This is a genomic window from Nocardia sp. NPDC002869 (genome assembly GCF_046764065.1).
GTDB lineage: Bacteria > Actinomycetota > Actinomycetes > Mycobacteriales > Mycobacteriaceae > Nocardia > Nocardia rhamnosiphila.
On sequence record NZ_JBKOOL010000041.1, the window covers coordinates 1 to 23,204 of the forward strand.

Below are 23,204 nucleotides of genomic sequence, written 5' to 3' on the forward strand. Positions count from 1 at the left end.
GGCGCCGGCGCGATGGTGATCCGCCGACCGGGCCGATGGATCGTCATCTACTCGCTGTCGAGGGAATCCGCCACCGGATCCGGCCTATCGTGGCCGGATCAGTAGTAGGCACCGGACAGCATGCCCAGCATGTTGAGCCACAGGATGTATTTCAGGAAGCCAGGCATATCTATCTTTCTCGGTTGTCGGTCCCGGTCATCGAACGGCATCCGCGTACGGATCGTCTTCCGAATTCCACGCGCCGCGCTGGAATGCGTGCGCTGCTGCGTCTTTCGTTCGCCGATGCCTGTTCGTTACATTGGCGGTGCTGCCCGGCGCCACCGCCTGTTCACAGCGGCAGCAGGTGATGCTTGCGCGGGTAGCGGATCACCTTCTTGTCGCGGAGCAGATGCAGGGCGCGCCGGAGTTCCAGCCGGGTGGCCGACGGCTCGATCACGCTATCGATGTAGCCGCGTTCGGCCGCGATCCAGGGGGTCGCGACGGTCGCGTTGTAGAAGTCGATCATCTGCTGCCGCAGCGCGGCGCGCTGGTCTTCGGGGGTCGCGTCGAGGACCTTGCGCTGGGTCAGGCCCACCGCGCTCTCGGCCCCCATGACCGCGATGCGCGCGGTGGGCCAGGCCAGGTAGATATCGCAGCCGAGAGCTTTGGCGCCCATGACCGCCCACCCGCCGCCGTAGGCCTTGCGGACCACCACGGTCACCTTGGGGACGGTGGCCTCCACGTAGGCGAACAGGAAGCGGCCGCCGCGTTTGATGACGCCCACCTTCTCCTGTTCCACGCCGGGCAGGAAGCCGGGGGTGTCGACCACCAGCACCAGTGGGATCTCGAAGGCATTGCAGATGTGGATGAAATGCGCGGCCTTGTCGCCGGCCTTGGCGTCGAGCGCGCCCGCCAGCACGGTCGGCTGATTGGCGACCACACCCACCGGGTGACCGTCGACGCGGGCGAAACCGGTGATCAGGTTCTTGGTGGCGGCCGCGCCGATCTCGTGGAACTCGCCGTCGTCGAAGATGCGCAGCAGCACGTCGTGCATATCGTAGACCGCGTTGTCCGAGTCGGGGACCAGGGTGTTCAGCGCCAGATCGGATTCGGTGACCTCCGGCTCGAGTCCGGGATTGACGATCGGCGGCAGTTCGACAGCGCTCGACGGCAGGTAGCTCAGGTAGTTGCGAACCCACGCGAAGGCGGCCGCCTCGTCCTCGGCCACATGGTGGATATTGCCGTAGGCGGCCTGGTTGTAGGCACCGCCCAGCTCCTCCATGTCCACCTTCTCGCCGATGGCGTCCTCGATGATCTTGGGCCCGGTGACGAACATGTGCGCGCTCTTCGTGGCGACCACGACATCGGTGCAGATCGGCTGGTAGACCGCGCCGGCCGCGCAGTTGCCCAGGATCAGCGAGACCATCGGTACCGCACCCGAGAGCGGTTCCATCTTGGTCGCCAACTCGCCGTACCAGCGCAGCGACGTGACGGCCTCCTGGACGCGCGCGCCTCCCGAATCGTTGATCCCGACCAGCGGACAGCCCATCCGCCCCGCCAGGTCCATGATCGCGGCGACCTTGCGGCCGAACATCTCGCCGATGGTGCCGCCGTACACGGTCTGGTCATGGGAGAACACCGCGACCGGCCGGCCGTCCACCAGGCCTCGTCCGGTGACCACCCCGTCGCCGTAGAGGGCGTCCTTGTCGGCCGGATTTCGCACGAGAGCACCGATCTCCACAAAGGTGCCCGGATCCAGCAGCATCTCGATGCGGTCGCGGGCGGACGGTATGCCCTTACGTGCTCGTTTGGCGGCTCCCGCCTCTCCGGCCGGCTCCTGCGCGAGCTCCAGCTTCTTACGCAGGTCGGCCAGTTTTTCGGCGGTAGATGTCATCGAGCACATCCTCGTTTCTCAGCAGGAATACCGCACCGTGATCGGGGGTGGATGTCACCGTACCCGGACTCTCTCCGGTGCGGGTTTGTGAGCTCTCACCGATATCGGTTCGCGCGGTGGGAGCGGGTGGCGCCGCGGTGCTCCCGCCGCCTCGCCGGCCATTCGAAAACGGACGAAAACGGACGAAAACGGAACGTGAGATGCATTGCCCGGCAACAGGTCCTGGCGCCTAATGTAAGAGCGGGCGGCTATGAGAGCTCGAGTAGATCACTCGGTACAGCGAAGGACATCACCTCGGAAACAAGGAAGCAGGCACCATGCCCACCATCACATCTCTGTCCCGACCTCCGGCCCCGCGACCGGGGGCGCGAGCGTGACCATCACGGGCTCGGGTCGAAGTAGTAACGGCCTCGGCTACACCTGTATGTGATACCTGAGGGAGCCGGGTCGTCGGCAGGTGCGGTCGGCGGCCCGGCCTCGCCGTCGTCGAACCGGCGGTGCTCGAGTCTCCGGCACAGTGGACGGAGACTGCCGGGGTAAGGGGGTTTTCGTTGGCAACCGTGTTGAAGGTCCTGCTGGCCGAACGGCATCTGAAGAGCCATCCGGACTTCTTGGCCGCGTACGACAGGTGCGCGGCCCAGCTCGACCCGCCCATCCCCCCGGGGCACGGGCCGGCCAAAGCCCAGTACTACCAGTGGCTCTCCGGTCGCATGATCGGGTTACCCCGCGACTATCACTGCCGGGTCCTGGAGAAGATGTTCCCCGGCTGGACGGTCGAAGGATTGTTCCGGATCGCCGGGTCGTCCCCGGCCCCCGACCGGCCCCGGGCCGCGGGTGCCGCCGACGTCGATGCCGTACTCGAGGCATTTTTCGGTGCCGAAATGATCACGGGCGGAGCGCTTCTCGTGCACCCCTCGTTCGAGTCGACCGAGCCGGTGGACGACCGGCGAACGCCGGGGTTCGCGCGCCGGAGTCTTTTCGGCAGGAAGGAGGGTGCCCACGCGGCCCGGCAGCCCGCGGAAACGCTGGTCGTCCTGGAGAGCGACCTCCGCGGTCTGCTGTACGTTTTCGATCTGCTGCAGCGGCATACACGTTTTCCGGTCCGGATACGGAGTGACCGCGACATCGCCGCGCCCTACGACCGGCCCTTCATCAGTTTCGGGCTGGGCGGCAACGACTGTATCCGCAGATACGCCGAAATCGCCGAACGCCCGCTGTTCACCGTCGACGACCGCGTGACCGGCGGCAGTTTCTACCCGCGGCGCGTGGAACTCAGCGACGGACGCCGCTTCGACGCGCACGACGTCGTCGATGTCGGGATCATCGCGCGAGTCCGGCCGAGCCCCGATCTGCACCCCGGTCGATACTGGGTGTACTGCGGGGGACTGGGCCGGCGCGGCACCGCGGGCGCGGGCCGGTATCTCGCCGACAATTGGAGCCCGTTGCAGCGCAGTGTCGGCGACCACGATTTCGTGGCGGTCGTCGGACTTCACAAGTACTCCGATGAGGCGAACGGTATGGAACACCTGCTGATCGATTCGGCCGGATAGTCCGCCGTCGAGCACGATCCGGGGGCGCCCGGCCGGGTGGTGCCGCACGTTCGTGGGGGTGGGGGAGGGCGGATCACGCCCGGCGTGGGACGACGAGGCCGGATTCGTAGGCCAGGACCACCAATTGGGCCCGGTCGCGGGCGTGCAGTTTGGTCATGGCCCGGTTGACGTGGGTTTTGGCGGTCAGCGGGCTGATCACCAGGTGGGCGGCTATCTCATTGTTCGAAAGGCCGCGTGCGACGAGGACGACCACTTCCCGTTCACGGGCGGTCAGTTCGGTCGTTCCGGCGATCACGTCCGGGGCCGGCGGCCGGCTGACGTACCGGTCGATCAGCTTGCGCGTGATCGACGGCGCGAGCAGCGCGTCGCCGCGGGCCGCGACCCGGACGGCGTGCAGGAAGTCCTCCGGGTGGATGTCCTTGACCAGGAATCCGGCCGCGCCCGCGCGCAGGGCGTCGAAGACGTGCTCGTCGAGACCGTAGTTGGTCAGGATCACCACGTGCACTCCGGCCAGGGCCGGGTCCGCGGCGATACGCCGGGTCGCCTCGATGCCGTCCACGACCGGCATCTGGATATCCACCAGTGCGATATCGGGCCGGTGTTCGCGGGCCAGCTCGACGCCTCGTGCGCCATCGGCTGCCTCGGCCACGACCTCGATATCGTCTTCCAGTTCGAGCAGTGCCCGGAAACCGCTGCGGATCAGCGGCTGGTCGTCGACCAGCAGAACACGGATCACGGCGTCCGCTCCACGGGCAGTTCGGCCCGGACGGTGAACCCGCCCTCGCTGCGGGGCGCGGCGTGTAACCGGCCGCCGAGGGCGGTGACCCGTTCGCGCATCCCGAGCAGTCCCACACCCGGCTCGGAACTGATGTCCGGGGTGGCTCGACCGTCGTCGTCCACCCGGATCACCACAGCGTCCGGGCGGTAATCGATCCGGACCGTCGCGGTCCCGGCGGCTGAGTGCCGGGTGATGTTGGTCAGCGACTCCTGGACGATCCGGTACGCGGTCCGGTCCACGGCCACCGGTAGGGCGTCGGGCCGCCCGGCAACCGTCAATGTCGCATCCAGTCCGGTGGTGCGGACCCGGTCCACCAGCTCCGCGACATGATCCAGTCCGTACGACGGTGGGCGGTCGTCCCGCAGGACCGCCAGGGTGGCCCGCAGCTCCCGGGATGCCTCACGCCCGGCCTCCAGGATCGCCGACAGCGCGTCGGGCACCTGCTCGCCGCGCCGTCGGGCCGAGTGGACGGCTACCTCGGCCTGCACTTTGATCACCGAGATCTGGTGGGTCAGGGAATCGTGCAGCTCCCGTGCGATATGCAACCGCTCTTCGTCGGCCCGGCGCCGCGCGGTCTCCTCCCGGGTACGTTCGGCTTCGTCGGCGCGCCGCTCGGCCTGCCGCAATGCTTCGCCCGCCGCGCCCGCGGCGACCAGCCACGCCAACTGCAGCACGTCCCGGGACTCCATGAGCGCTTCGCTCACCAGTAGTCCGCGCGGCGAAACCAGCAGCGCCAAGGGCATGGCCGCCACCATGACCACCGACCCCGCCGCGGCCGCCACCCAGCGCCCGGCGCGGACCGCCGCGTACACGGCGACCAGGAACGCGACCGCGGGTACATCCACCCCGAGGGCCTGATACGCCAGCGCGGTCGACCCCGTCACGGCCAGCACGGCGACCGGCGCCCGGCCGGCCGCGGCCGGCGCCAGCCCGCCGACGACCAGCAGCACCCAGCCGACCGGCGGCCCGGACAAACCGGAGATCAGCTGGAACACCGCGATACCCGCGGCGACCGCCCAGTTCCGGAGCCTTTCCATTGCTGCACCCTAGCCCGATGTGCGCGCGGGGAAGTCGTGCACGGGGATGATCGCCGGCTACTGCGGACGCAGTACTCCCGCCGCTACCTACGCCACCGGCGGCAATCGGAATGCCTCCGTTCGCACGACGACCGGAGGCGGACTCGGCGGCGACGATAGCCACATAACAGTCGTCGGAGAAGGACACCTACAAACTTAGGGAGGACGTCATGTCCGTTCGTCAGCTACTCGTCACCTCGGAGATCCTGGCGCAGTCGGACGCCTCCGGGCTGACCGCCGGGCGTTTCTGGTCCCTGGTGGGTGTGGCGGTGGGACTCGCGGGTGCGGTGATCGGCGCCCGCGCCGTCGCCCGCCGCGCCGGACACCGCTCGGCGGTCGCCGCACTGGTGGCCGGGGTGGCCGGTCTGATACTCGGCGCGCTGGTCGTCCTCGCCGCCGAGGGCGGACCGGGCACCGGATACGGGATCGTCGGCGGCTTCCTCGCACTGGCCATCGGATCGGTCGCCGCGGTCCTCGGTGCGTTCGCGCTGTGGCGGATTCGGCTCTCGCCGGCCACCTCCGGGAACGACGGATGAGGAGGTAGCGGGCGAGGTTCTGGTCGCGCCCGGCCGCGATTCGAGGTGATCCCGAGCACCTCCGCACAGATGTCACGTGGGGCACCGGCATCCCGGCGTCCTCATCGCGGGCGGTAGTCGGCGACAAGCCATTCGTCGCCGACGCGCTGCACACCGACGGTCACCAGGGTGGGGGCGCCGACCGGTTCCGGATGCCGGACGTTACGGGTCTGCTGGGTAGCGAAAACGGTGACGATGTAGTTGTCCGCGTCGACGGCGTCGACCGCGGTGCTCACGACCTCGCCCTGGGCGACGACCTCGGCCTCGGTCATCACCTTCGCGAGTGTGTCGCCGACGGTGTCGTAGCGGTGGGCGAACGCGACGGTTGTTCCCTGCCGGACTCCGGCGAAGAAAGCGTCGAGGCTGCGGAAGTCATAGGTCAGCGAACGTTTCGTGTAGTCGGCGGCGACGGCGGCCACCCGGTCGCGATCGGTGATGCGGGCGCGCAGGTCGTCGAGCTCATGCTGGGCGGCGTACCAGCGCCAGCCGAGAAGTGCCGCCAGGACGACGAACGCGACCGCGGCGAGTCCCCACACCGATACGGTGGCCAGCGAACCGGGTGCGCGCTGTTCCTCGAGCTTCCGCTGTTCGCCGGGCTCTGTGGTATCGCTCACCTGAGGTCCTCACTGACTACAGGAGTGCTGCTGCGGTAGAGGTATTCGCCGATGGGGGAGGGCCTGAATGCGATCCCGCCCGGTCGGGTGCGCTTCATCGGCACACCGCCCGTTGCCGCGTTCCGGCGAGGCCGGCCGGAGCCAACGGCCAGGTCGAACAGGTGGCCGCGGATTCCGCGCTTCCTCCCGGATGGCCCGAGTTCAGGCCGTTGATCAGTTCCGGCTTCAGTGACAGGACCTCCACGAGCTGGTCGGGGCGAGAAGCGAGTACGCGTAACTGCTCGTGCAGGGCCGGGTAGGCGTCTTCGGGAAGAGATTCCGGCCCGGCGAGGAGCCCGCCCTCCGAATCGAGGCTCGAATCCTCCGTGAACAGCGAGTTCACCAGTTTCGCGGCGTCGTCGAACAGGCCTACCAGGGCGGCGATCCCCTCGATGAGTACGCCGACCTGCTCGGCGATACCGCCGAACTCGGTGGCGATCTTCCCCAGATTGTGAATGAACACCGCCACGGCCGCGTGCTCGTTCGTCGCGTACCGGAGCAGATCGCCCAGCGCCGTCAGTACCGGTCCGATACCCGCGCCGTCGCCCTGGAGGACCCGGCCCACGTTCTCCGCCACCCGGCCCAGTTCTTCGAAGTCGAGCGCGGTGAACAATGGTCGGAATCCGTCGAACAGCCGCGATATGTCGACCCCGGGCGCGGTCCGCTCGCGCGGAATCGTTGCCCCGGAGGCGAGCACGGTCCCTCCGGGGCCGGACTCGAACAGCTCCAGGTAGTACTGTCCGAGCAAGCTCTGATAGCGGACCGCGGCGTGCGTGGTATCCAGGACCGGCCGGTCGTGGCCCAGGGTGAATTCCACGCGGGCCGTGGCATCGTCGGCGGCATCGATCGTGGTGACGGTTCCGATCCGGGCTCCGGCCAGCTGCACATCGCTACCGGCGGTGAGCCCGGAGATATCGGTGAAGACCGCCGCGTATTCGGTGTCGGCCTCGGTGGCCGGTCCACGCGCGGTGGTCATGACCAGGCTCAGGCAACACACTGCGACAACACCGAAGACGGACAACCCGATCGCGGGGCCACGCACGGAGGACATCGGACTCCTTCTGGGAGGTCGGCCGGCCATACGATGTGCGGCGCGGTGCCGGCGACGATTCGAGCTGCGCTCGGGCCGGTCGGCCGGCGACCGGGGACGCCGCGACGACGAGGCGGTCCCGCGGTTGCGGTGGCCGGTGACAGGCAGGGGCGACCGAACCCTATGGCACGACCGCCGGCAGACCCAGGTCCAGAATCATGGCGAGCATTTCTCGGTGAAGCGAGATCGGCTGCCGCCGAAAAGCTCTCGGCGCGAGCCGGCCGGCCGGAAGGACCGATGGCTACGGGCCGTCCTCGACGACCTTCTGGTGCGCGGTGAGGTCATCGACGAATCGCGTATTGCCGCAGCTCCGAGCCGCGCGTATCGATACGCGCCGGGTCACCTTCCGGCTGCGCGAGCTCGTGTCGCTACCCGCGGCTGCGGGCCGGGCTGCGCATTCGGCGCTCACCCTGCCCACATTCGCCGCCACGTGACAGCTGTCGGACCCCGCACCGGGCAGTGACCATGTTCGCCCGGACGACGCGACACGCTAATCGGCGCGGCCCGAGACCCGTTCCACCACCACGAGCGGAATCTCCCGTTCGGTCTGCTGCTGATGCGCGGCCATATGCGGGAACCGGTCGGCCAGCACCGCGAACAGCCGCTCCCGTTCGGACCCCGCGGCGGTGTGCGCGGTACCGGTGAACAGATCGATACCCGCCGGGGTGGGCCGCTCCACGATGACCTGCGGCTCGGCGACCAGATTCCGGTACCACGCCGGGTGTTCGGCCGCGGCCATATTGGACGCCCACAACACGATTCGATCGTCACCGTCGGTCAGGTACCCGAGCGGCACGATATGTTGCCGCCCGCTACTCCGGCCGACTGTGGTCAGTAGAACGAGGTCGGACCCCTTCAGCATCCCCTCCATCGTGATCTTCCCGCCCTCGGCGCGGAAATTCTCGACCACGGACCGATTGAACGCACGCATATCATTCGGCAACGACATCTCCGGAATATTAGTCGCCGCGCTCTTCCGCGTCCGGCCGGAAACGGTTCGGTGCTACGCACCGGGCTCCGATTCTCGAATGCATCCCGGCCGGGTCCTGCGGGAGTACTCGGGTGGATCGGGCCATCGATGGGATCAACCGGCCCGTCACGGTCTAACCGGCCGGGTGTCGGTCGGTCCGGGTGCGTCGGCACCGCCGAGACGACCGGTCCGAGTCACCGGATATCCGCCGGTCGCCCGGGAATGTCGCACAGACGTGATCACGACGATCGTGGCGGCGATCCCGACGGCTGCCGCGGCGAGTGAAGCCGTTGCCGCCCAGCCGAACCGGTCGACGGCTGCCGCGCCGGCGGCGGACCCGAGGCTTCCGCCGACGAAGTACACCAGCATGTACGCGCTGTTGAACCGCGCCGGAGCGGCCGGGTCGATCGATAGTACGGTGCTCTGATTCGCCACCTGCGCGGCGAAGAGACCCGCATCGAAAAGCGCCAGGCAGACCAGTGTCACGAGGGTGTCGGTGAGGGTGAATGCCGCGACGGTCGCGGCCGCTCCGGCCAGCGCCGGCCCCGCCAGAACGACGCTCGTGGCGCCCACCCGGTCGGCCCAGGCGCCGGCGAGCCGGGCTGCCGGAATAGCATGAAGTGTCAGGTCCCGGCGCTGGCGGGATCGCGACATCACCGTCTCCCGGGCCGGTGCACCGGCCCGCCGCTGCCGATTGCCGGGTCGGAGCCATACGCTGAGTGATCTGGGACACGCTACGGACCGACGACATTGACCTAAATATTTGTTTAGGTTTCACGATGGTCTCACGCGAACTTCACAGCTTCAGGAGATCATCATGAGCATCGCGACCACACTCGCCGGCACCGCCGCCCGTATCCCCGCACTGAATCGTCCCGTCGCCCTCTTCGGCGCGATCGGCGCCGCTCTCGTGGCCAACCTCGTCGTCTGGCTGATCGGTGCGGCCGCCGGTGGCACATTCGAGATGACCGACGCGGGCCGGGTACAGAGTGTCGCCCCCGGCGGCATCATCATGATGACCGTGCTCCCGATGCTGATCGGGCTCGGCGCGGCCGTACTGCTGTCCTACAAGTGGATCGGTGTGCTGCGCGTCGCCGCGGTGATCGGTTCGGTGCTCGCCGTCGCCACCATCGGCATGACCGTGAATGCCGACTTCGACACCGCCTCCACGGTCGCGCTGTCGATCACGCACCTGACCCTGGTCCCCGCCCTTGTCGTCGCCACCGAGGGACTGCGCCGCAAGCTGATCCACGGGTGACATGCGCGGACGAGAAGAGCCTGTATCCCTTGGATGCAGGCCTTTCTCTCGCCGGTGCGGTCCACGGCACCGCGTGCGCGTCCTACGTCAGCGTTCTCTGGTGTTCCTGCCGGTAGGCGATGTGTTCGTCGCTGCGGCCTTCGCGAAGCTTCCGGACCCACTCCGGGTCGGCGAGCAGGGCCCGGCCGAGTGCGACGAGATCGGATTCGCCGTGTGCGTGCTGTTCCAGGAGTCGATCGATACCGGTGCTGCCGGAATCTCCCCTACCGGTGAAGGAGGTGGTGAACACCTCGTCGAGACCGACCGAACCGACGGTGATCGTAGGCAGCCCGGTGACCTTCTTGTTCTACCCGGCCAGCCCCAGCTCGCCATCCGTGCCGGACAATTCGGGGAAGGCCGGTTCCCAGGCCTCCGGGTGGACGCGTGCAGACGGGTACGACACGGAACCGGGATCGGGCTCGGCCCACGCACTGCAGCTCCCCGCCGCGCAGTCCCCTCCCACACACACCGCTCGATTCCCGGTCTCGGCCGGCGAGTGACGTGGCGCCCTCGGGCCGGTCGGTGGCGCTGCGAGTCCGGCGGCCGAGGAGCCCGGCGACAGTGGGTCCCACCGGACTGGCTTTTTATTTTTTCTGACGTATGGTCGAGGTCGGTCGGATGGAACTTCGGAAAAGGAGCGACAGTGGCTGATAAATCGCGCGGGAAATCGCTGAAAAAACCCTCGTCGACCCTGGAGCAGCGCCGGGCAGTGAAGCGTGAGCAGCAGGAGTCGTCGAGTGTGATCGTACGAAAGAAGAAGCGCTGAAACGGTTCTCACGTCGACGGAGGTTCTGCCCATCCTGGTAGTGGATAGGATTCGGACCGGAAGCCTTATCGGCTCTTCCTCCGTCGAATGGTAACGCGACACGGTTGATTTTCCGTCGTCGCTCGTATCCGTATTCTTTTCGGATAATTTCTGTCACCGGGCGGACGTGTAACAGTTCACGGCGATGAGCCGTGCAATTTTATATTTCGGGAGTAACCATGACTGCACCAGGAATAGCGGACCGAAGAAACGAGCGGGAGTCGAATTTCGGCACCGCCGAGATCAAGGCGCGTATCGAGGCGCTCGTCGACGCCCGGACGCCTCTCGCGCACAAAGACGGGCACGACAACCATGATCGCGACGAAAAGGAACCCTAGGAGCAGGGCGTATGCGCGGCCTCGGCGCAGCACGTTCCGCCCGTTCCCGGATCAGGAGGCCGGCCGGTCACCGATGTGCGCCCGCCCGCCGACCCACCTGGTGGACGCGATCTTCGCGGAGTTCCACCGCGGTGGGATCCCGGCGAGCCATACCGGCCCCTCGCCTGTCTCGCGGGCGTGCTCGGATGCGCGGGCCCCGGCGCCCGCGCAGCCGGTCACCGCCGGCATCCGGGTCGGCTCCGAAGCGGTCGTCCTCGTCGTCCTCGACCGGCCGATGGTGAATTACCTGTTCGGCGGGTCGCGCGGCGGCCGAGTGGGCCTCCGGTTGCTCCGCCGGGCGGTGCGGGCGCGAATTCACGAAAATCGGTTGTGCCAGAAGGCGACCGCGACGGCGACCGCCCTCGCCGCCCGCCGCCTCCTCATTGTGTGTGATGCCGGGCGCACCTCCTCGGCCGAGCGAACACGCGCGATCCGGTGGGTTCGCGAAGTAGCGCACCGGATCGGCTATGAATGCTCGATCAACGGCCTGCACGATCTCGGCACTTCATCCCTCGTTCTGGTCGCCGATACCCCGGTCGGCGACGCGGCACGGTCGGTCGCCGATCGGTGCCGGAGCGAGGGAGGCGCGATGAGCTGACCCAGGTGGCCCGCCGCCGCGACCAGCAGCCGCCGATCGGTCTCGGGTGGCGCCGATCCGCGGGCGGGATCGATGCCTCATAACGCTCGCCGCGCCGCGGCGGATGCCGGGGTCACCGCGTGCGGGGCGTGACCGTATCCAGGTGCTCACGGTCCCAGCCGGCGGTGTCGGCTGCGGCATCGTAGGTGGACCGGAGGAACTCCAGCAGGGTGGCTTCGGGATCGTCGGCGGTGCGCACGGCCTCGTACGGCAGCAGGAACTCGTGGACGGCGGCGTCGTAGTAGCCTGCCTGCGGCCGGATCGGGGTGTCCGCGTACCCGTCGGGCTCCGGATAGGCATAGGCGTAGAAACTGCCCTCGGCCGAGCCACCGGGCCAGAAGCCGGTACTGGCCAGCTCGTGTGAATAGCCTTCGACCATGACCCAGTCGGCGCAGTTCGGGGCGCCACCCGGATGTGGTGGGGCGGTGCGCCCGGAGAAGCGGGTATAGGCCAGGTCCATCGCACCCCAGAAGAAATGCACGGGGCTGGCCTTGCCGGAGAACTCCCCGCGGAACCGGTTCAGGACGCGGTCGGCGGCCACCAGCTGGCGCCAGAACGTATTGGCGTGGTCCCGGTTGTAGGCGGCATGCGTGGTGTCCTCGTCGAACGGAATCGCGCGTTCCACTTCCACCGGTCGGGCCAGGATCGTGATGTCGATATGCAGCGCGTGCAGCGCGCCCATCACTTCTTCGTAGAACGCGGCCACGGTCTGGGGCTCCAGATTGATCCGGTGCCGCGCGCCGGTGCAGGACCGGATGAGTAGCTGGTGGTCGATGAAGTCGAATTCGATATCGAACGTCCCGCGGTCGTAGGGGATCGCCGAGGTGGTCAAACCGCGCGCGGAGATATAGAGGGTCACCTGCCACCAGTGATTGACCATCGGGGCGCGGGCCAGCCGGAGTTTGCCGACGATCTGCGTCCACATGTGCAGGGTGTCGCGGGTATCGGCCCAGTCGTCCACCCGCAGGGCCGGCCAGATCTCGTTCGATGTGGTGCGCATATCCGTCCCTTCGGCTCGGTGGATCCGGGGGATCGGGGCGGGCGGCGTGCGTCAGGCTTCGGCCATCGGCCGCTCACCGCGCAGCACGATACCGAGGCGATCCGGGAACACGGCGAACACATGATCCAGCTGGCCGGGCGACATCATCCGGTCCAGCGCGGAGGTGACGCAGCCGGCGGTGAACGAGACATCGCCCGCCGAGATCCCGGCGCGCTCCGCGAACTCGTCGGTGAATTCGGCGACGCCGTGGTTGCCCGGTACCCGGCTCGGTACCCATCCCTCGTACCAGATACCGCGCAGGAAATCGGGCAGTTGGGCGGTGAGATGGGCGGAATTGGGCACACCTATCCGGTCCCGGACGGTGTGCATCCATGCGCGCAGCGCACGCAGTGCGAAGGTGAGATCTTCGGTCCCCAGATCGTCGGCGACGGCCCGCAACCAGGCGTGGGCGGTGTGCATGCCGGCGGCAAGGGGATCATTGTGATGCGTCATTGCTGCACCTGCCTTCCGAGTGGCCGGACCGATGCGCGGTTCGATAGCCTGATTCTACGGTGTTACCAGCGTGAACAGCAGGCTCGATTCGGTCTCCACGGCTGCCCGGAGACAGCATCGCGGCGGCGACTTCCACGAGATCGGGAGACGGGCGCCGCTACGATCGCGGCACGAAACCCGGTGCCACGGGAACCTCCGGTCGGCAGCCGCCGCTTCGTTACGGGCGAACCGGAATCGAGGCCGGCGAGCGATCCGTATGAGAATCGACCCGCCCGTGACGGAGCGAAACGTAATGAAGGCGAGGCGATGCCCGATCATCTGTGCATGACGATCGCACGGAAATTGGCCACGACAGCAGCGACCGGACTCGTCGGTGCAGCGATGGCCGTGACAGCGCCGGGCGTAGCCGCCGCGGCCGACCCCTGCCAGCTCGGGGTGTCGAATGTCGGACCCCGTACATGCGCCATGACAGAGGTCCGGACCGCCCCGGCCTGGACGGTGGGCAACGGTATCTGCGTCGGCATGTTGAGTGCCGCCGGAGTCGCCTACGACGGCCCCCTGGACCGGTACCACGTCTTTCCGGGAACTGCTCATTCCATAGAACTGCGGATCACGCAGGGCTTCTCCCCGCTGGGCAATTGGGCGCCGACCATCCTGGCCTGTGATGTCACGGCGATTGTCGACTGGCGTAACCTCGACACCGGCCGGAGCGGCTCGGTGAGCCAATTCATCCCCGCCGGCAATACGAGTTCCCGGCCGTTCTACGTGCACGTGGACTCCGGCCCGGGGCGGGTCGCGCTCACCGTGCGCACCGACCGTCCGAGCGTTCCGGCGACAGCCGAAGTATTCATCCCCTGACCGCGCCGATGCCGACCTCGGGCGATCGATAGACGGTCCGTTGTCCGACAGGGGTCCCGGCACGAAGGTGTCAGCGGACCGTGCTGGCCGCGGTGACGCAGGTATTGCGGGAGCGTCCGGACGCCCGGGTGCCGGCCGGGGTCGTGGCCGCCACCATGAGCCTCGACCGCACCCTGCTGCGCCACCCCGGTGTGCGAAATCCGGGTGCGCCCGCACCTGCCGGCCTCGAGATCGATGTGGAGCGGGTGATCACCACCTACTTCAACTGGAAGGCACAGGCGGTCCAGGCGCTCCTGCTGGTGGAAAACGAGGAGCCGGCCGATTCGCGCTCGGGTCGTCGCCTCGGCCGGGAATGGAAGGCGACCACGGAGTACGCGCTCCGGGATCAACCCGCCGGAACCGGCGAACTGTACCGCGCGATGGAACGGTCCGATCACAGCTGGCCACCGGAAGACCGTGTGCTGCACCAGAAAACAAAGGATTTCCTCGACCGATGTCTACTCGTCGCACAGCAGGAGTGACCGCGGAAGCCTCCAAGGGGCGTGCCGGAGACGAACCCGGCCGCGACGCGGAACCCACTGCCGGAGCAGCCGGTGACGAGGGAGCCCGGCGGACCGGCCGGCCACGGTCGCGGTTCCGCAGGGTAATGCTGGTCGTCGCCCTCCTCGTCGCCGTGACGATTCTGGCGTGGCTCATCCTGCGGGACACCGCGCCGGTGGGCCATTTCGACTCGGCCGGCGACAAGGCCCGCTATCTGGATGCGTACAACGCGGCGATGCGGGAGATGCCCGAACCGGAGCGCGTTCTCGACGTGCGGACGAGCTACGGAATCGTGCGGGTATACCGCTACGTCGGCCCGGCCGGGGCCGGCGGACGGGAACCGTTCCTTCTGCTTCCCGGCACACGATCGGGCGCACCTGTATTCGCCGACAATATGCCGGGCCTGCTCGCTCAGCGTGCGGTGTACGCGCTGGACCTGCTGGGTGAACCCGGAATGAGCGTGCAGGACCGTCCGATCGAAACCCACGGCGACCAAGCCCGCTGGCTGGAGGAAGTCCTGCTCGCGCTGCCCGAACCGGAATTCCACCTGCTCGGACTCTCGATCGGCGGCTGGACCGCGGTCAACCTCGCCGTCCACGAACCCGAAAAGGTCGCGAGCCTGATCCTGGTCGAGCCGGTGCAGACATTCGCCGGGCTCTCCACAGAGTTGCTGGTGCGGTCGCTTCCGGCGAGTGTGAGCTGGTTCCCGAAGTCGTGGCGGGACAGTTTCAACAGCTGGAGCGCCGGTGGCGCACCGGTCGAGGACGTTCCGATCGCCCGGATGATCGAGGCCGGAATGCCCTCGTGCACAATGAAACTACCGACGCCGAAACTGATCGGCCCGGAGCGGCTCCGCGCCTTGGAGATGCCGGTGCTGGCGATTATCGCCGGCGACTCGCCCATGCACGACAGCGGTAGGGCCGCCCGGACCGCCCGGGAGAATCTGCGCCACGGCACGGTGCAGGCTACCCCGGCGCATCCCACGCGATCAACGGTGAACAACCGGAACGGATCGCCGCCGATATCGAGGAATTCCTCGCCGGCCATCCCGGCCGGTGACGGCACAGCGATCGTCGGCTTCAGGCGCGCTGCCCCGTCGATTCCGCGATATCGGGGAGTGCGCCCAGTAATGCCGCCAGCTTCGTCAAGTGTGCGGGGCGCTGCGCGGAACGCCAGATGAGCGCCATTCTGGACTCCTCGTCGAATCCGGTGACTCGCACATACCGCAGGTCGGCGCGCTGGTTGCGCTCGGCCACCGGACGGCAGGTCAACATCGTATACCGGCCGGTCGCGGCCAGAGTCATCCCCTCCTGAAGGGTCGCCACGCGGACCGTACCCGCAATCTGTTTCCCGAGCGGTGTGAAGCGCGGGAAGTGCACATCCCGCCAATACCAGGGCGCCGGCCCGTCCACCGAACGGCGGTGTCTCGGTCTGCAGCCAGATCTGGGCCGTCCACGCCGTGCCCGAACGGCGCGAAGCCGTCACCGGTCTCTTTGTCGGCGCCTTCACCGGCAGTATGCGCGGGGATCCTTCCTCGGCGGAGTCATCCTCGACGGCGTCGGATTTCCGTGCTGCTCTGGGTCTCGGCGGGTGTGGCGGCCGCGGCTGCCATGGTCACGGCGCCCGGCGGGACCGTGACCGCCCGACCCGGCGTTGCCGGCCGAGCCCGTTGACGCGGTTCGTCCGCGAGGGTCAGGACGGAGGCGGTCGGACCGAGCGGAGGCAGAAGGGTGGAGTTACCTCAGGTCTGCTGCGCAGCGGCGTCGGCGGACGTTGGAGCGGTGGTCGGCCCGTGCCGGCTATCCGGCGCCGGCCGGCGATGCTCAGCGGATCGACGTGGCCCCGGCCGCGCGCAGGAAGCGTATGCCGAGGTAGATGAAGGAATCCGGCGCCCGCGATCTGGACAGCGGTGAACGTGATGGTGCCCGGCCGCAGGATCGACAGGCCCGCGAACGCGGTAGCGATGAAGACGGCGTTCGCGGCCGCGATGCCCGCACACGCCCCTGTCGCGCGACGCCATCCGGCAGTCATCGACGAGTGTGCGATGAGGAAGAAGTCGGGGCCCGGGGGACAACAAGGCAAGGAAATGAGCACCGGCCACCGCAGCGAATTGATTCATTCTTCCTCTGTGCTCGACGTATACGGACCGAGTCACTGTGCCGTCGTCGCCGCAGCTGTGTCTTGAACGAAGTTGCAGGGCACTGTTTCAGCGGGCGGCGCCGGCGCGGTACTCGCCGGGCGTGACCCCGGTGCGCGATGTGAAGACCCGGTGGAAATGTGGTCGGCGAAGCCGAGGTCGTTGGAGACTTCGGCCAGGCCACAGCCCGCACGGAGCCGGGAGCGCGCTCTGATGATGCGCTCGTTGATCTGCCAGGCGAGAGGAGGCAGCCCGGTGACATCACGGAACCGCCGAACCAACTGGAACCGGCTCAGACCCGTGTCCTGGACCAGATCGCCGAGGGAGACCTGCATGTTGGAGGTGCGGAGGTGCTCGAGGATCGGGGCGATGATGGCCAGGTCCGCCTCACCGACTCCGGCGCCGGCGAGGATTGAGCGGGCGCGGTCAGTATTTCATCGAGAACAGTGACGAGCAGTTCTTTCTTCTCGCGCAGGTCGACGGCGGAGAACAGCACCTCGTTGAGGTGGCAGAACGCAGCGTATCGTCCAGGCTCGTCGATGACGCGTACGGGCCGATCGGCCCCCACACCGAGCTCGGGTAGCGATCCGGCGAGCCACGCCTCGTCCACATGGAGCATCTGGTAGCTCCACCGGCCTTCGACGGGGTTGCAGGCATGGACTCGGTAGGCGGGGATCACCACGAGATTCTTCGCCGTGAGTTGCACGGGACCCTCTGGTGCGCCGGTGAACACGCTGCGCCCTTCGTCGACCGCGCCGATCGACACCGCATCGTGGGAGTGCGGCTTGTAGCACGACACGGTGGGGCAGGCGCGCCTGCTCTCGAGAAAGGGAAGCGCATCGCTACGCCAGAACTCTGCCCGCACCACAGGCTCGAGCCTAGAAGGAAGTGTGTCGATTGCGTGGCGCGCGCCGGCGCATTCCCGGATAGGTTGGTGGACATGCTGCTCTGGATCAACGGTCCCTTCGGCGGGGGAAAGACACAGGCCGCGTTCGAACTGCATCGCCGGCTACCCGGCAGTGTGGTGTGCGACCCGGAAATGGTGGGATACGGCCTGCACCGGATGATGCCGCCGAAGCTCCGGACCGACTTCCAGGACTATCCGAGCTGGCGGCAAGGCGTGTTCGAGGTACTGGACCATGTGCTCCGCGAGCACGAGGGGGTGGTGATCGCCCCGATGACCGTCGCCGACCCCCGATACTTCGACGAGACGGTCGGCCGGTTGCGCGAATCCGGCCACGACGTGCGCCACTTCGCGCTGCTGGCCCGCCGGGAAACAGTGCTGGACCGACTGCGCGATCGGGGGCTCGGCTTCGCTCCCATCCTGCGCGCAGTCGGCCAGGGCGATCTGCTGCTCCGTGCGGAACAGTTCGCGGTGGACAGGCTGGACTTCTGCCTCGAACAGCTGAGCAAGCCCGAGTTCGCCGACCATATCTGGACCGACACGACCCCGGTGGCGGCGGTGGTCGACCGAATCGCCGACACGGTCGGCGTGGCACTGACGCCCGACACCGATAGCCGGATCCGAAGCAGGCTTCGCCGGATGGCCGTCACAGTCCGCAGTGCTCGTTTGTGAGTCGACCGTCCGGGCAACCGGATCGTCGACGCGCTCATCGACAGCGGAGTCGGCTCCGGCATACCGGCTACTACCCGGGCACTGGTGGGGTCGATCCGGCCGGCTTCTCCCGCGCCGCGGTGCGGCGACCGGAGAATTTGCGCATCAGCGGGTCGTCGATCCAGTGATAGATGGCCGCCGCCAGCACTGTGGACACGACCAAGCTCAGTCCGGCGAACCCCAGCCAACCCAACGGCCCGAACTGCTTCCCGCCGATGAGCAACCGGGTGATCAGCGCCATCACCGGGAACTGGATCAAATAGAAAGCGAAGGAGATATTGCCCAGCCAGACCATCCGCGGCGAGGCGGTGAACCCGCGGATCCCCGCCAGGTCGCGCGCGGCCAGCGTGGCCACCACGGCCGTCATCGGCGCGAGCAGCAGCGCCGACATCTTGTAGTTCGGCGGCACCACCCAGGTCGCCGCGTAGGCGATCGTCAGCACGATCATCGGCGGCGCCAGCCGGGTGTTGCGCCAGCGGCCCTCCAGCACCAGCCGCGCCGCGAGCACGCCGAGGAAGAATTCGGGCAGCCGCGAGAGCGGGAAGTTGTAGCTGAGCCAATAGGACGGAGCCACCGGGATATCCGGCTGCTCGAACCAGATGGGCGCGGCATGCAGTTCGAAGTACGGCGACACATCACCCGGTATCAGCCGCGGCGCGAAGGTATTCGCGATCCCCTTGGGCCCGGGCACCCACAGGTAGTAAGCGGTGTGCAGCAACAGGATCGCCACCAGCAACCCCGCCAGCGCCCACCACACGTGATGGCTCTTGATCCGGCGCACCAGCGGCAGCGCGAGCGGAAAACTCAGATAGAAAAGGATTTCCGCGGCCAGCGACCAGGACGGCACATTGAGCCCGCCGACCGTCGTCCACTTCGGCACCCAGGTGTGGATCAGCGCGAGGTTCGGCGCCCAGACCACCATCCGCGTCAAAGGAACGCTCGCCACCAGGATGAACGCGAGGGCCGCGACCAGGTGGGTCGGGTAGATTTTCAACACCCGGCGCCAATAGAACCGCGGCACCGAGCTGCCCGGCCGGAACGACCAATAGATGATGAACCCGGACAGGACGAAGAAGAAGGTCACTCCCGCGGCACCCAGCTGCATCGGCATCAGCTGATGGATCTGCCGGAACAACTCCGATTTCTGGAACGGATACACCGGCAGGAACACCAGGGCGTGCAGCAGGAATACGGCGAACGCCGCCCACCAGCGCGCCCCTGTCAGCGACGGCAGCGCCGGTCGCGCCGCCGCCGCATCGAGGAACTCCGGCCCGGACTCGGTCCGGGCCGGCGCCAGGCTCACCGGCGGACCTGCTCGTACACCGTCTCTGCGGCCACCTCGTCACCGCGCGCCGAGGGATGGAACGGCATTCCGGCGACGTCGGCCGCGGGATCGAAGAAACCGTTCAGCCAGGGGTCGTCCGCGCACAGCCCGTGCCCCGCGGTCGCCGGGCGAATATCGACGAACTCGAGTTTCAGCAGCTCTGCGGCCTCCCGTTGCGCGACGTTGAGGCGGTCCAGGTATTCGGTCACCGCGCGGCCCCTCGGCTGCACGACCTGCCCGGCGCCGAGTACGTTCACGCACACGTGCTCCTGCGCCGCGGGGAACAGTTCCGGGTAACCGACCAGCGTGATCCGAGCCTTCGGCGCGTAGTAGCGCATATAGGAGATCACTTCACGGATGCGGTTGGCGTAGACCTGGCCCGTGACGTTCCGGTAGTCGGTGAACCGTCCCTGTTCGGCCGCCTCCAGCCCGCATCCGTCGGCAAGGTTGAACACACAGGGCTGCAATGACGTGATCATCGTCGCCGTACTGTTCCGGGCCCAGACGTCGTTCATTCCGGTCTGAATAGCGATGACCTCGGTTTCCGGCCCGAACGCCTGCTGCTTGGCCGCCTCGGCCGCCTCGTGCACCAGCCACCAGCCGTCCCCCGTGGAGATCGTGGAGCCACTACAGGACACATCCACGAAGTCCGATGTGCCCGCGACCCCCATCCGTTCGCTCAGCCGATTCGGCCATGAGGTGGGCGCGTGCAGGCACTCCTTGGTCGCCGAGAAGAATTTCGGGTAGTTCGCGGTGAACGAGTCACCGAGCACCACCAGGGATTTTCCCGCGGGCCGATTGTTTTCCACCGGCGCCGCCGCGGCCGGTGCGTACATGGTGGTCACGGTGAGTGCGGCCGCCACCACGGCGCCGGCCACTCCACCGCGATACCGAAAAAGATTGCGGAACAAGACTTTCCCGTCGGTCAGTAGCCGGCCTGCGGATCGAAATCAGGCAGGGTGAGTGTCGGCTCGGGCTGGGCGGGTTCGGGCGCGGGCGCCTCCGGCTGCGCGGGAGGCGCCGGTGCAGGCGCCTCGGCCGGCGGTTCCGCGACAGGCGGTTCCGCCGCGGGCGGAGGTTCGACGGCGGCAGGGGGAGCCGTTGCGGGGCTCTGCGGCGCCGGGGTGGTCGAGGCCACGCTCGACGGCGCCGCCGCGCTGGTCGGAGCTACGCTGGAGGTCGTCCCATGATCTTCGTGCGATTCGGAGTCGTCGCCACACCCGCTTACGCCGAGAACTACTGCGGCGCACGCGAACACGGTCACTAGGCAACGTTTCATGACGATTCCCGATCCTCCTGGCATTTCGGCCTCTCTGAACCCCACCCATTCCGCGGCGCGGAGTTGTCGAGCATAGTATCGCCGGATTCGCCGAACCGTTACAGCCCGCATTTCCTTGGGCAGGGAAGGGGCTCCCCGGCGCTCGACCGGTCCGAAGGCAGGCGTCGCCCAGGCCGCGGCGGCGAGTCGCTCATCCAGTTCGGAAAGGTCCAGCCGTCCGTCGGCGTGCGCCTGCTGGACGAGCGCGGCGGCGTGCAGTTCGGAGCGGCTCGCCGCGGTGCCGGGATCGAGGGCGAGTCGGAGGTGGAAGTGACAGGGGATGACCGTAGTGGCCTCATTCGGTGGCAGCCCCATGAGGACGTGTCGGGACGCGCTCGGCCGCCCGCGCCGCGCTACGGAACTGCCCCGGAGCCTGTGAGCGTGCCCGGCGAAATGCTCGACTGAACGCGTAGACCGAGGTGTATCCGACCGAGCGGGCGATGGCGTCGAGAGGGTCGTCGCTGTCCCGCAACCGGATCGCGGCCAGATCCATCCGCCATCGCGTCAGGTATTCGGCCGGCGCGGTACCGGTCATGGCGCGGAACCGCCGCGTCAGCGTGCTGCGGGAGAGCGTCAACTCCGCGGCGAGTGGGTCGATGGTCCACCCCCGGGCCGGCTCCTGATGGAGTTTGGCGAGCGCGTCGCTGACCACGGGGTCGGCCAGCACACTGAGCCAGGGTCGCGCGCCTCGTCCGGGCTTTTCGCCAGCCAGACCCGCAGCAACTGCACCAACAGGATGTCGACCAGGCGGTTGAGGACGAACGCGGTCGCAATCTGCGGGTAGGCCAACTCCCGCGACAGCAGCCGGACGGTGTCATCGAGACAGTTGCCGCCGTGGTCGGCCCTGATGTGCAGAACCTGCGGCAACGACGTCATCACCTGCGTGCCTCGGTGCACGTGGCGGTATCGAATGTATCCGGGCCGCGGACCAATGACGCGAGTACACTCGCGGCAAGTGAGAGCAATCGTGACGGCAGTCGGCCGCAGTCGGGAGCACACCTTCACCAAGCCCACCGTCGCGAGCATCGATCTCGTCGCCGGGTACGGCGTGGAGGGTGATGCCCATCAGGGCGTCACGGTCAAACACCGGTCCCGGGTAGCGCGTGATCCGAGCGCACCGAACCTGCGACAGGTCCACCTCATCCACTCCGAACTGTTCGACGACCTCCGTGCGGCCGGATTCGATGTGCGGCCGGGAGAACTCGGCGAGAACGTCACCACTCGTGGTGTGGATCTGCTCGGTCTGCCCACCGGCACGCTCCTGCGGCTCGGTGCCGAAGCGGTGGTCGAGGTGACAGGTCTGCGCAACCCGTGCGTCCAGATCGACCACTTCCAGCGGGGTGTGCTCGAGCGCGTTGTCGGGCGCGACGAGCAGGGGGCGGTGATCCGCAGAGCCGGGATCATGTCGATCGTCCGACCGGGGGACGGGTCCTGCCCGGAGACGACATCATCGTCGAACTGCCCACCGGACTACACAGGCCACTTGAACCGGTCTAGAAACGCGCCCTTGTTGTGGGCCGGGACGTAGTGCTCCCGGCGGCATCGCACCCACTCGAACAAGCGAGCCTCCACGGGATCAACTGATCCTTCTGCGTAGCGCGCCGGTGGCGTAGTCGATCAAGGTCGCTGTTCCAGCAGTCGCGCGACCGGTCAAACACCGAGTTCGTCGCAGAGTTCCACGTAACGATCCAAGTAATCGGGGGTAGACCGCCGGCCGGCCAGGCCTACCGTGTCGAACTCGTCCGAGCCCGGGTCTGCGACAACCCCCAGAACGCGCAGTGCACTATTGATGTTCGCTGTCGGACGGATAGGTCCGCCGTTCACCGATACGACGGCTCCCTGCCCTCCCGCTCCTCCGAAGTAGTCGGTTACCACCAACGCGAAAGTGGGTGCGGGTCGGGCAGCGATCTCCGCTGCCAGGACGCCGACCACGTTCTCGGTCGGGAACAACAGGTCGCGCGCGCTCGGGGCGGCGTCGAAATGCCCCTCGATCCCGAGCTTTGCCTGCCAGTATGCGGTGTAGTAGTGGGTCATATGGAACAGCGTCAGGTCGCCGCGCAGCGGCACCGGAACCACATCCCACTTGTCGACCACATCAGCCCGGTACCCACCTGGCAGAATCAACGCGGTAATTGCGTGTGGCACCTCAGCAGCCTATCGCGACCGCCGATCACCGCCTGCTGCGGTCGGCACGGCCTGGTCGTCGAGGTGGTCGTTCAGCCGGCGGAAATCGGTGGAC

29 protein-coding genes and 1 pseudogene are annotated in these 23,204 nt (G+C 67.7%); 12 read left to right on the forward strand and 18 right to left on the reverse strand.

What is annotated here, in order from left to right; translation table 11 throughout:
- Positions 1-328: 328 nt before the first annotated feature.
- Entirely contained in the window at positions 329-1,873 is a 1,545-nt protein-coding gene (locus tag ACLML9_RS10560) for an acyl-CoA carboxylase subunit beta (protein WP_063129566.1), read from the reverse strand.
- A 551-nt stretch (positions 1,874-2,424) separates the two neighbouring features.
- On the opposite strand from ACLML9_RS10560, the gene ACLML9_RS10565 reads away from it, so the two are divergent.
- Positions 2,425-3,423, forward strand: a complete 999-nt coding sequence (locus ACLML9_RS10565) for a hypothetical protein (RefSeq protein WP_411945337.1) — start codon at positions 2,425-2,427, stop codon at positions 3,421-3,423.
- 73 nt (positions 3,424-3,496) lie between these two features.
- On the opposite strand, the gene ACLML9_RS10570 is transcribed toward ACLML9_RS10565, so the two are convergent.
- Together ACLML9_RS10570 and ACLML9_RS10575 are read right to left on the reverse strand one after the other, a co-directional pair.
- Positions 3,497-4,159 (reverse strand): response regulator, encoded by a 663-nt coding sequence (locus ACLML9_RS10570; protein WP_411945338.1) that lies wholly within the window; start codon positions 4,157-4,159, stop codon positions 3,497-3,499.
- A complete protein-coding gene (locus ACLML9_RS10575; protein ID WP_411945339.1) occupies positions 4,156-5,238 on the reverse strand; it encodes a sensor histidine kinase in 1,083 nt (360 codons plus the stop codon). The genes ACLML9_RS10570 and ACLML9_RS10575 overlap by 4 nt, the downstream gene beginning before the upstream one ends.
- Before the next feature lie 209 nt (positions 5,239-5,447).
- Here ACLML9_RS10575 and ACLML9_RS10580 point away from each other — a divergent pair, with 209 nt between their 5' ends.
- Complete coding sequence (locus ACLML9_RS10580; protein ID WP_411945340.1) at positions 5,448-5,813, forward strand: DUF6223 family protein; 366 nt, start codon at positions 5,448-5,450, stop codon at positions 5,811-5,813.
- A 101-nt stretch (positions 5,814-5,914) separates the two neighbouring features.
- Here ACLML9_RS10580 and ACLML9_RS10585 read toward each other — a convergent pair whose 3' ends face one another.
- Together ACLML9_RS10585 and ACLML9_RS10590 are read right to left on the reverse strand one after the other, a co-directional pair.
- A complete protein-coding gene (locus ACLML9_RS10585) occupies positions 5,915-6,466 on the reverse strand; it encodes a hypothetical protein (RefSeq protein WP_411945341.1) in 552 nt (183 codons plus the stop codon).
- Positions 6,467-6,560: 94 nt separating this feature from the next.
- Positions 6,561-7,556, reverse strand: coding sequence for an MlaD family protein (locus ACLML9_RS10590; RefSeq protein WP_411945342.1), 996 nt, complete (start codon positions 7,554-7,556; stop codon positions 6,561-6,563).
- Positions 7,557-7,894: 338 nt separating this feature from the next.
- Between ACLML9_RS10590 and ACLML9_RS10595 the strand changes: the two genes are divergently transcribed.
- Positions 7,895-8,029 carry a hypothetical protein gene (locus tag ACLML9_RS10595; RefSeq protein ID WP_411945343.1) on the forward strand — a complete coding sequence of 45 codons (135 nt, stop codon included), beginning with the start codon at positions 7,895-7,897 and terminating at the stop codon, positions 8,027-8,029.
- A 56-nt stretch (positions 8,030-8,085) separates the two neighbouring features.
- On the opposite strand, the gene ACLML9_RS10600 is transcribed toward ACLML9_RS10595, so the two are convergent.
- Positions 8,086-8,544: a nitroreductase/quinone reductase family protein gene (locus ACLML9_RS10600; RefSeq protein ID WP_411945344.1), complete on the reverse strand. Its 459-nt coding sequence runs from the start codon at positions 8,542-8,544 to the stop codon at positions 8,086-8,088.
- Positions 8,545-8,691: 147 nt separating this feature from the next.
- Positions 8,692-9,219: a hypothetical protein gene (locus ACLML9_RS10605; protein WP_411945345.1), complete on the reverse strand. Its 528-nt coding sequence runs from the start codon at positions 9,217-9,219 to the stop codon at positions 8,692-8,694.
- 163 nt (positions 9,220-9,382) lie between these two features.
- Between ACLML9_RS10605 and ACLML9_RS10610 the strand changes: the two genes are divergently transcribed.
- Positions 9,383-9,823 (forward strand): DUF6069 family protein, encoded by a 441-nt coding sequence (locus tag ACLML9_RS10610; RefSeq protein ID WP_411945346.1) that lies wholly within the window; start codon positions 9,383-9,385, stop codon positions 9,821-9,823.
- Between the two features lie 82 nt (positions 9,824-9,905).
- Here ACLML9_RS10610 and ACLML9_RS10615 read toward each other — a convergent pair.
- Positions 9,906-10,265: pseudogene (locus tag ACLML9_RS10615) on the reverse strand (12-oxophytodienoate reductase); the annotation flags it as partial.
- A gap of 240 nt (positions 10,266-10,505) precedes the next feature.
- On the opposite strand from ACLML9_RS10615, the gene ACLML9_RS10620 reads away from it, so the two are divergent.
- The 3 genes from ACLML9_RS10620 (at position 10,506) to ACLML9_RS10630 (ending at position 11,642) form a co-directional block, all read left to right on the forward strand.
- Positions 10,506-10,628: a hypothetical protein gene (locus ACLML9_RS10620; protein ID WP_411945347.1), complete on the forward strand. Its 123-nt coding sequence runs from the start codon at positions 10,506-10,508 to the stop codon at positions 10,626-10,628.
- A gap of 218 nt (positions 10,629-10,846) precedes the next feature.
- Positions 10,847-11,005: a hypothetical protein gene (locus tag ACLML9_RS10625; RefSeq protein WP_411945348.1), complete on the forward strand. Its 159-nt coding sequence runs from the start codon at positions 10,847-10,849 to the stop codon at positions 11,003-11,005.
- A gap of 73 nt (positions 11,006-11,078) precedes the next feature.
- Complete coding sequence (locus tag ACLML9_RS10630) at positions 11,079-11,642, forward strand: hypothetical protein (RefSeq protein WP_411945349.1); 564 nt, start codon at positions 11,079-11,081, stop codon at positions 11,640-11,642.
- A 112-nt stretch (positions 11,643-11,754) separates the two neighbouring features.
- On the opposite strand, the gene ACLML9_RS10635 is transcribed toward ACLML9_RS10630, so the two are convergent.
- Both ACLML9_RS10635 and ACLML9_RS10640 read right to left on the reverse strand, forming a co-directional pair.
- The gene (locus ACLML9_RS10635) at positions 11,755-12,681 is read right to left on the reverse strand and encodes a DUF5996 family protein (RefSeq protein ID WP_411945350.1); all 927 of its coding nucleotides are present in this window, start codon (positions 12,679-12,681) and stop codon (positions 11,755-11,757) included.
- 51 nt (positions 12,682-12,732) lie between these two features.
- Positions 12,733-13,173 (reverse strand): DUF2267 domain-containing protein, encoded by a 441-nt coding sequence (locus ACLML9_RS10640; protein WP_411945351.1) that lies wholly within the window; start codon positions 13,171-13,173, stop codon positions 12,733-12,735.
- A gap of 324 nt (positions 13,174-13,497) precedes the next feature.
- Here ACLML9_RS10640 and ACLML9_RS10645 point away from each other — a divergent pair, with 324 nt between their 5' ends.
- The 3 genes from ACLML9_RS10645 to ACLML9_RS10655 all read left to right on the forward strand — a co-directional run bounded on the left by ACLML9_RS10645 (position 13,498) and on the right by ACLML9_RS10655 (position 15,751).
- Positions 13,498-14,031 (forward strand): hypothetical protein, encoded by a 534-nt coding sequence (locus ACLML9_RS10645; protein ID WP_411945352.1) that lies wholly within the window; start codon positions 13,498-13,500, stop codon positions 14,029-14,031.
- Positions 14,032-14,111: 80 nt separating this feature from the next.
- Complete coding sequence (locus ACLML9_RS10650) at positions 14,112-14,552, forward strand: hypothetical protein (RefSeq protein ID WP_411945353.1); 441 nt, start codon at positions 14,112-14,114, stop codon at positions 14,550-14,552.
- A complete protein-coding gene (locus ACLML9_RS10655; protein WP_411945354.1) occupies positions 14,525-15,751 on the forward strand; it encodes an alpha/beta fold hydrolase in 1,227 nt (408 codons plus the stop codon). Before ACLML9_RS10650 ends, ACLML9_RS10655 begins: the two co-directional genes overlap by 28 nt.
- A gap of 512 nt (positions 15,752-16,263) precedes the next feature.
- Here the strand turns inward: ACLML9_RS10655 and ACLML9_RS10660 are convergent.
- The 3 genes from ACLML9_RS10660 to ACLML9_RS10670 are packed head-to-tail and all read right to left on the reverse strand — an operon-like array spanning position 16,264 to position 17,576.
- A complete protein-coding gene (locus ACLML9_RS10660; protein WP_411945355.1) occupies positions 16,264-16,665 on the reverse strand; it encodes a LysE family transporter in 402 nt (133 codons plus the stop codon).
- 57 nt (positions 16,666-16,722) lie between these two features.
- Positions 16,723-17,043 (reverse strand): helix-turn-helix domain-containing protein, encoded by a 321-nt coding sequence (locus ACLML9_RS10665; RefSeq protein WP_411945356.1) that lies wholly within the window; start codon positions 17,041-17,043, stop codon positions 16,723-16,725.
- Positions 17,001-17,576 carry an AraC family ligand binding domain-containing protein gene (locus ACLML9_RS10670; RefSeq protein ID WP_411945357.1) on the reverse strand — a complete coding sequence of 192 codons (576 nt, stop codon included), beginning with the start codon at positions 17,574-17,576 and terminating at the stop codon, positions 17,001-17,003. Before ACLML9_RS10670 ends, ACLML9_RS10665 begins: the two co-directional genes overlap by 43 nt.
- Before the next feature lie 72 nt (positions 17,577-17,648).
- On the opposite strand from ACLML9_RS10670, the gene ACLML9_RS10675 reads away from it, so the two are divergent.
- Positions 17,649-18,284: an AAA family ATPase gene (locus tag ACLML9_RS10675; RefSeq protein WP_411945358.1), complete on the forward strand. Its 636-nt coding sequence runs from the start codon at positions 17,649-17,651 to the stop codon at positions 18,282-18,284.
- A gap of 70 nt (positions 18,285-18,354) precedes the next feature.
- Here the strand turns inward: ACLML9_RS10675 and ACLML9_RS10680 are convergent, their stop codons facing one another.
- From ACLML9_RS10680 to ACLML9_RS10695, 4 genes are all read right to left on the reverse strand, one after another.
- Positions 18,355-19,626, reverse strand: coding sequence for an acyltransferase family protein (locus ACLML9_RS10680; RefSeq protein WP_411945359.1), 1,272 nt, complete (start codon positions 19,624-19,626; stop codon positions 18,355-18,357).
- Complete coding sequence (locus ACLML9_RS10685) at positions 19,623-20,525, reverse strand: SGNH/GDSL hydrolase family protein (protein WP_411945360.1); 903 nt, start codon at positions 20,523-20,525, stop codon at positions 19,623-19,625. The genes ACLML9_RS10680 and ACLML9_RS10685 overlap by 4 nt, the downstream gene beginning before the upstream one ends.
- Before the next feature lie 735 nt (positions 20,526-21,260).
- Positions 21,261-21,632 (reverse strand): helix-turn-helix transcriptional regulator, encoded by a 372-nt coding sequence (locus ACLML9_RS10690; RefSeq protein WP_411945361.1) that lies wholly within the window; start codon positions 21,630-21,632, stop codon positions 21,261-21,263.
- Complete coding sequence (locus tag ACLML9_RS10695) at positions 21,539-21,991, reverse strand: cupin domain-containing protein (protein ID WP_411945362.1); 453 nt, start codon at positions 21,989-21,991, stop codon at positions 21,539-21,541. The genes ACLML9_RS10690 and ACLML9_RS10695 overlap by 94 nt, the downstream gene beginning before the upstream one ends.
- Here ACLML9_RS10695 and ACLML9_RS10700 point away from each other — a divergent pair.
- Positions 21,921-22,493: an MOSC domain-containing protein gene (locus ACLML9_RS10700; protein WP_411945363.1), complete on the forward strand. Its 573-nt coding sequence runs from the start codon at positions 21,921-21,923 to the stop codon at positions 22,491-22,493. The two genes, ACLML9_RS10695 and ACLML9_RS10700, sit on opposite strands and share 71 nt — an antisense overlap.
- A gap of 122 nt (positions 22,494-22,615) precedes the next feature.
- Here ACLML9_RS10700 and ACLML9_RS10705 read toward each other — a convergent pair whose 3' ends face one another.
- Positions 22,616-23,059: a hypothetical protein gene (locus ACLML9_RS10705; RefSeq protein WP_411945364.1), complete on the reverse strand. Its 444-nt coding sequence runs from the start codon at positions 23,057-23,059 to the stop codon at positions 22,616-22,618.
- Between the last annotated feature and the right edge of the window lie 145 nt (positions 23,060-23,204).

What these genes read in the sequence shown, in the direction of transcription:
- ACLML9_RS10560 (WP_063129566.1), bottom strand. Translation starts at nt 1,873, where the DNA reads ATGACATCTACCGCCGAAAAACTGGCCGACCTGCGTAAGAAGCTGGAG.
- ACLML9_RS10575 (WP_411945339.1), bottom strand. Translation starts at nt 5,238, where the DNA reads ATGGAAAGGCTCCGGAACTGGGCGGTCGCCGCGGGTATCGCGGTGTTC.
- ACLML9_RS10580 (WP_411945340.1), top strand. Translation starts at nt 5,448, where the DNA reads ATGTCCGTTCGTCAGCTACTCGTCACCTCGGAGATCCTGGCGCAGTCG.
- ACLML9_RS10590 (WP_411945342.1), bottom strand. Translation starts at nt 7,556, where the DNA reads ATGTCCTCCGTGCGTGGCCCCGCGATCGGGTTGTCCGTCTTCGGTGTT.
- ACLML9_RS10600 (WP_411945344.1), bottom strand. Translation starts at nt 8,544, where the DNA reads ATGTCGTTGCCGAATGATATGCGTGCGTTCAATCGGTCCGTGGTCGAG.
- ACLML9_RS10605 (WP_411945345.1), bottom strand. Translation starts at nt 9,219, where the DNA reads ATGTCGCGATCCCGCCAGCGCCGGGACCTGACACTTCATGCTATTCCG.
- ACLML9_RS10610 (WP_411945346.1), top strand. Translation starts at nt 9,383, where the DNA reads ATGAGCATCGCGACCACACTCGCCGGCACCGCCGCCCGTATCCCCGCA.
- ACLML9_RS10625 (WP_411945348.1), top strand. Translation starts at nt 10,847, where the DNA reads ATGACTGCACCAGGAATAGCGGACCGAAGAAACGAGCGGGAGTCGAAT.
- ACLML9_RS10630 (WP_411945349.1), top strand. Translation starts at nt 11,079, where the DNA reads ATGTGCGCCCGCCCGCCGACCCACCTGGTGGACGCGATCTTCGCGGAG.
- ACLML9_RS10635 (WP_411945350.1), bottom strand. Translation starts at nt 12,681, where the DNA reads ATGCGCACCACATCGAACGAGATCTGGCCGGCCCTGCGGGTGGACGAC.
- ACLML9_RS10640 (WP_411945351.1), bottom strand. Translation starts at nt 13,173, where the DNA reads ATGACGCATCACAATGATCCCCTTGCCGCCGGCATGCACACCGCCCAC.
- ACLML9_RS10645 (WP_411945352.1), top strand. Translation starts at nt 13,498, where the DNA reads ATGACGATCGCACGGAAATTGGCCACGACAGCAGCGACCGGACTCGTC.
- ACLML9_RS10655 (WP_411945354.1), top strand. Translation starts at nt 14,525, where the DNA reads ATGTCTACTCGTCGCACAGCAGGAGTGACCGCGGAAGCCTCCAAGGGG.
- ACLML9_RS10665 (WP_411945356.1), bottom strand. Translation starts at nt 17,043, where the DNA reads ATGCAGGTCTCCCTCGGCGATCTGGTCCAGGACACGGGTCTGAGCCGG.
- ACLML9_RS10675 (WP_411945358.1), top strand. Translation starts at nt 17,649, where the DNA reads ATGCTGCTCTGGATCAACGGTCCCTTCGGCGGGGGAAAGACACAGGCC.
- ACLML9_RS10695 (WP_411945362.1), bottom strand. Translation starts at nt 21,991, where the DNA reads ATGCTCGCGACGGTGGGCTTGGTGAAGGTGTGCTCCCGACTGCGGCCG.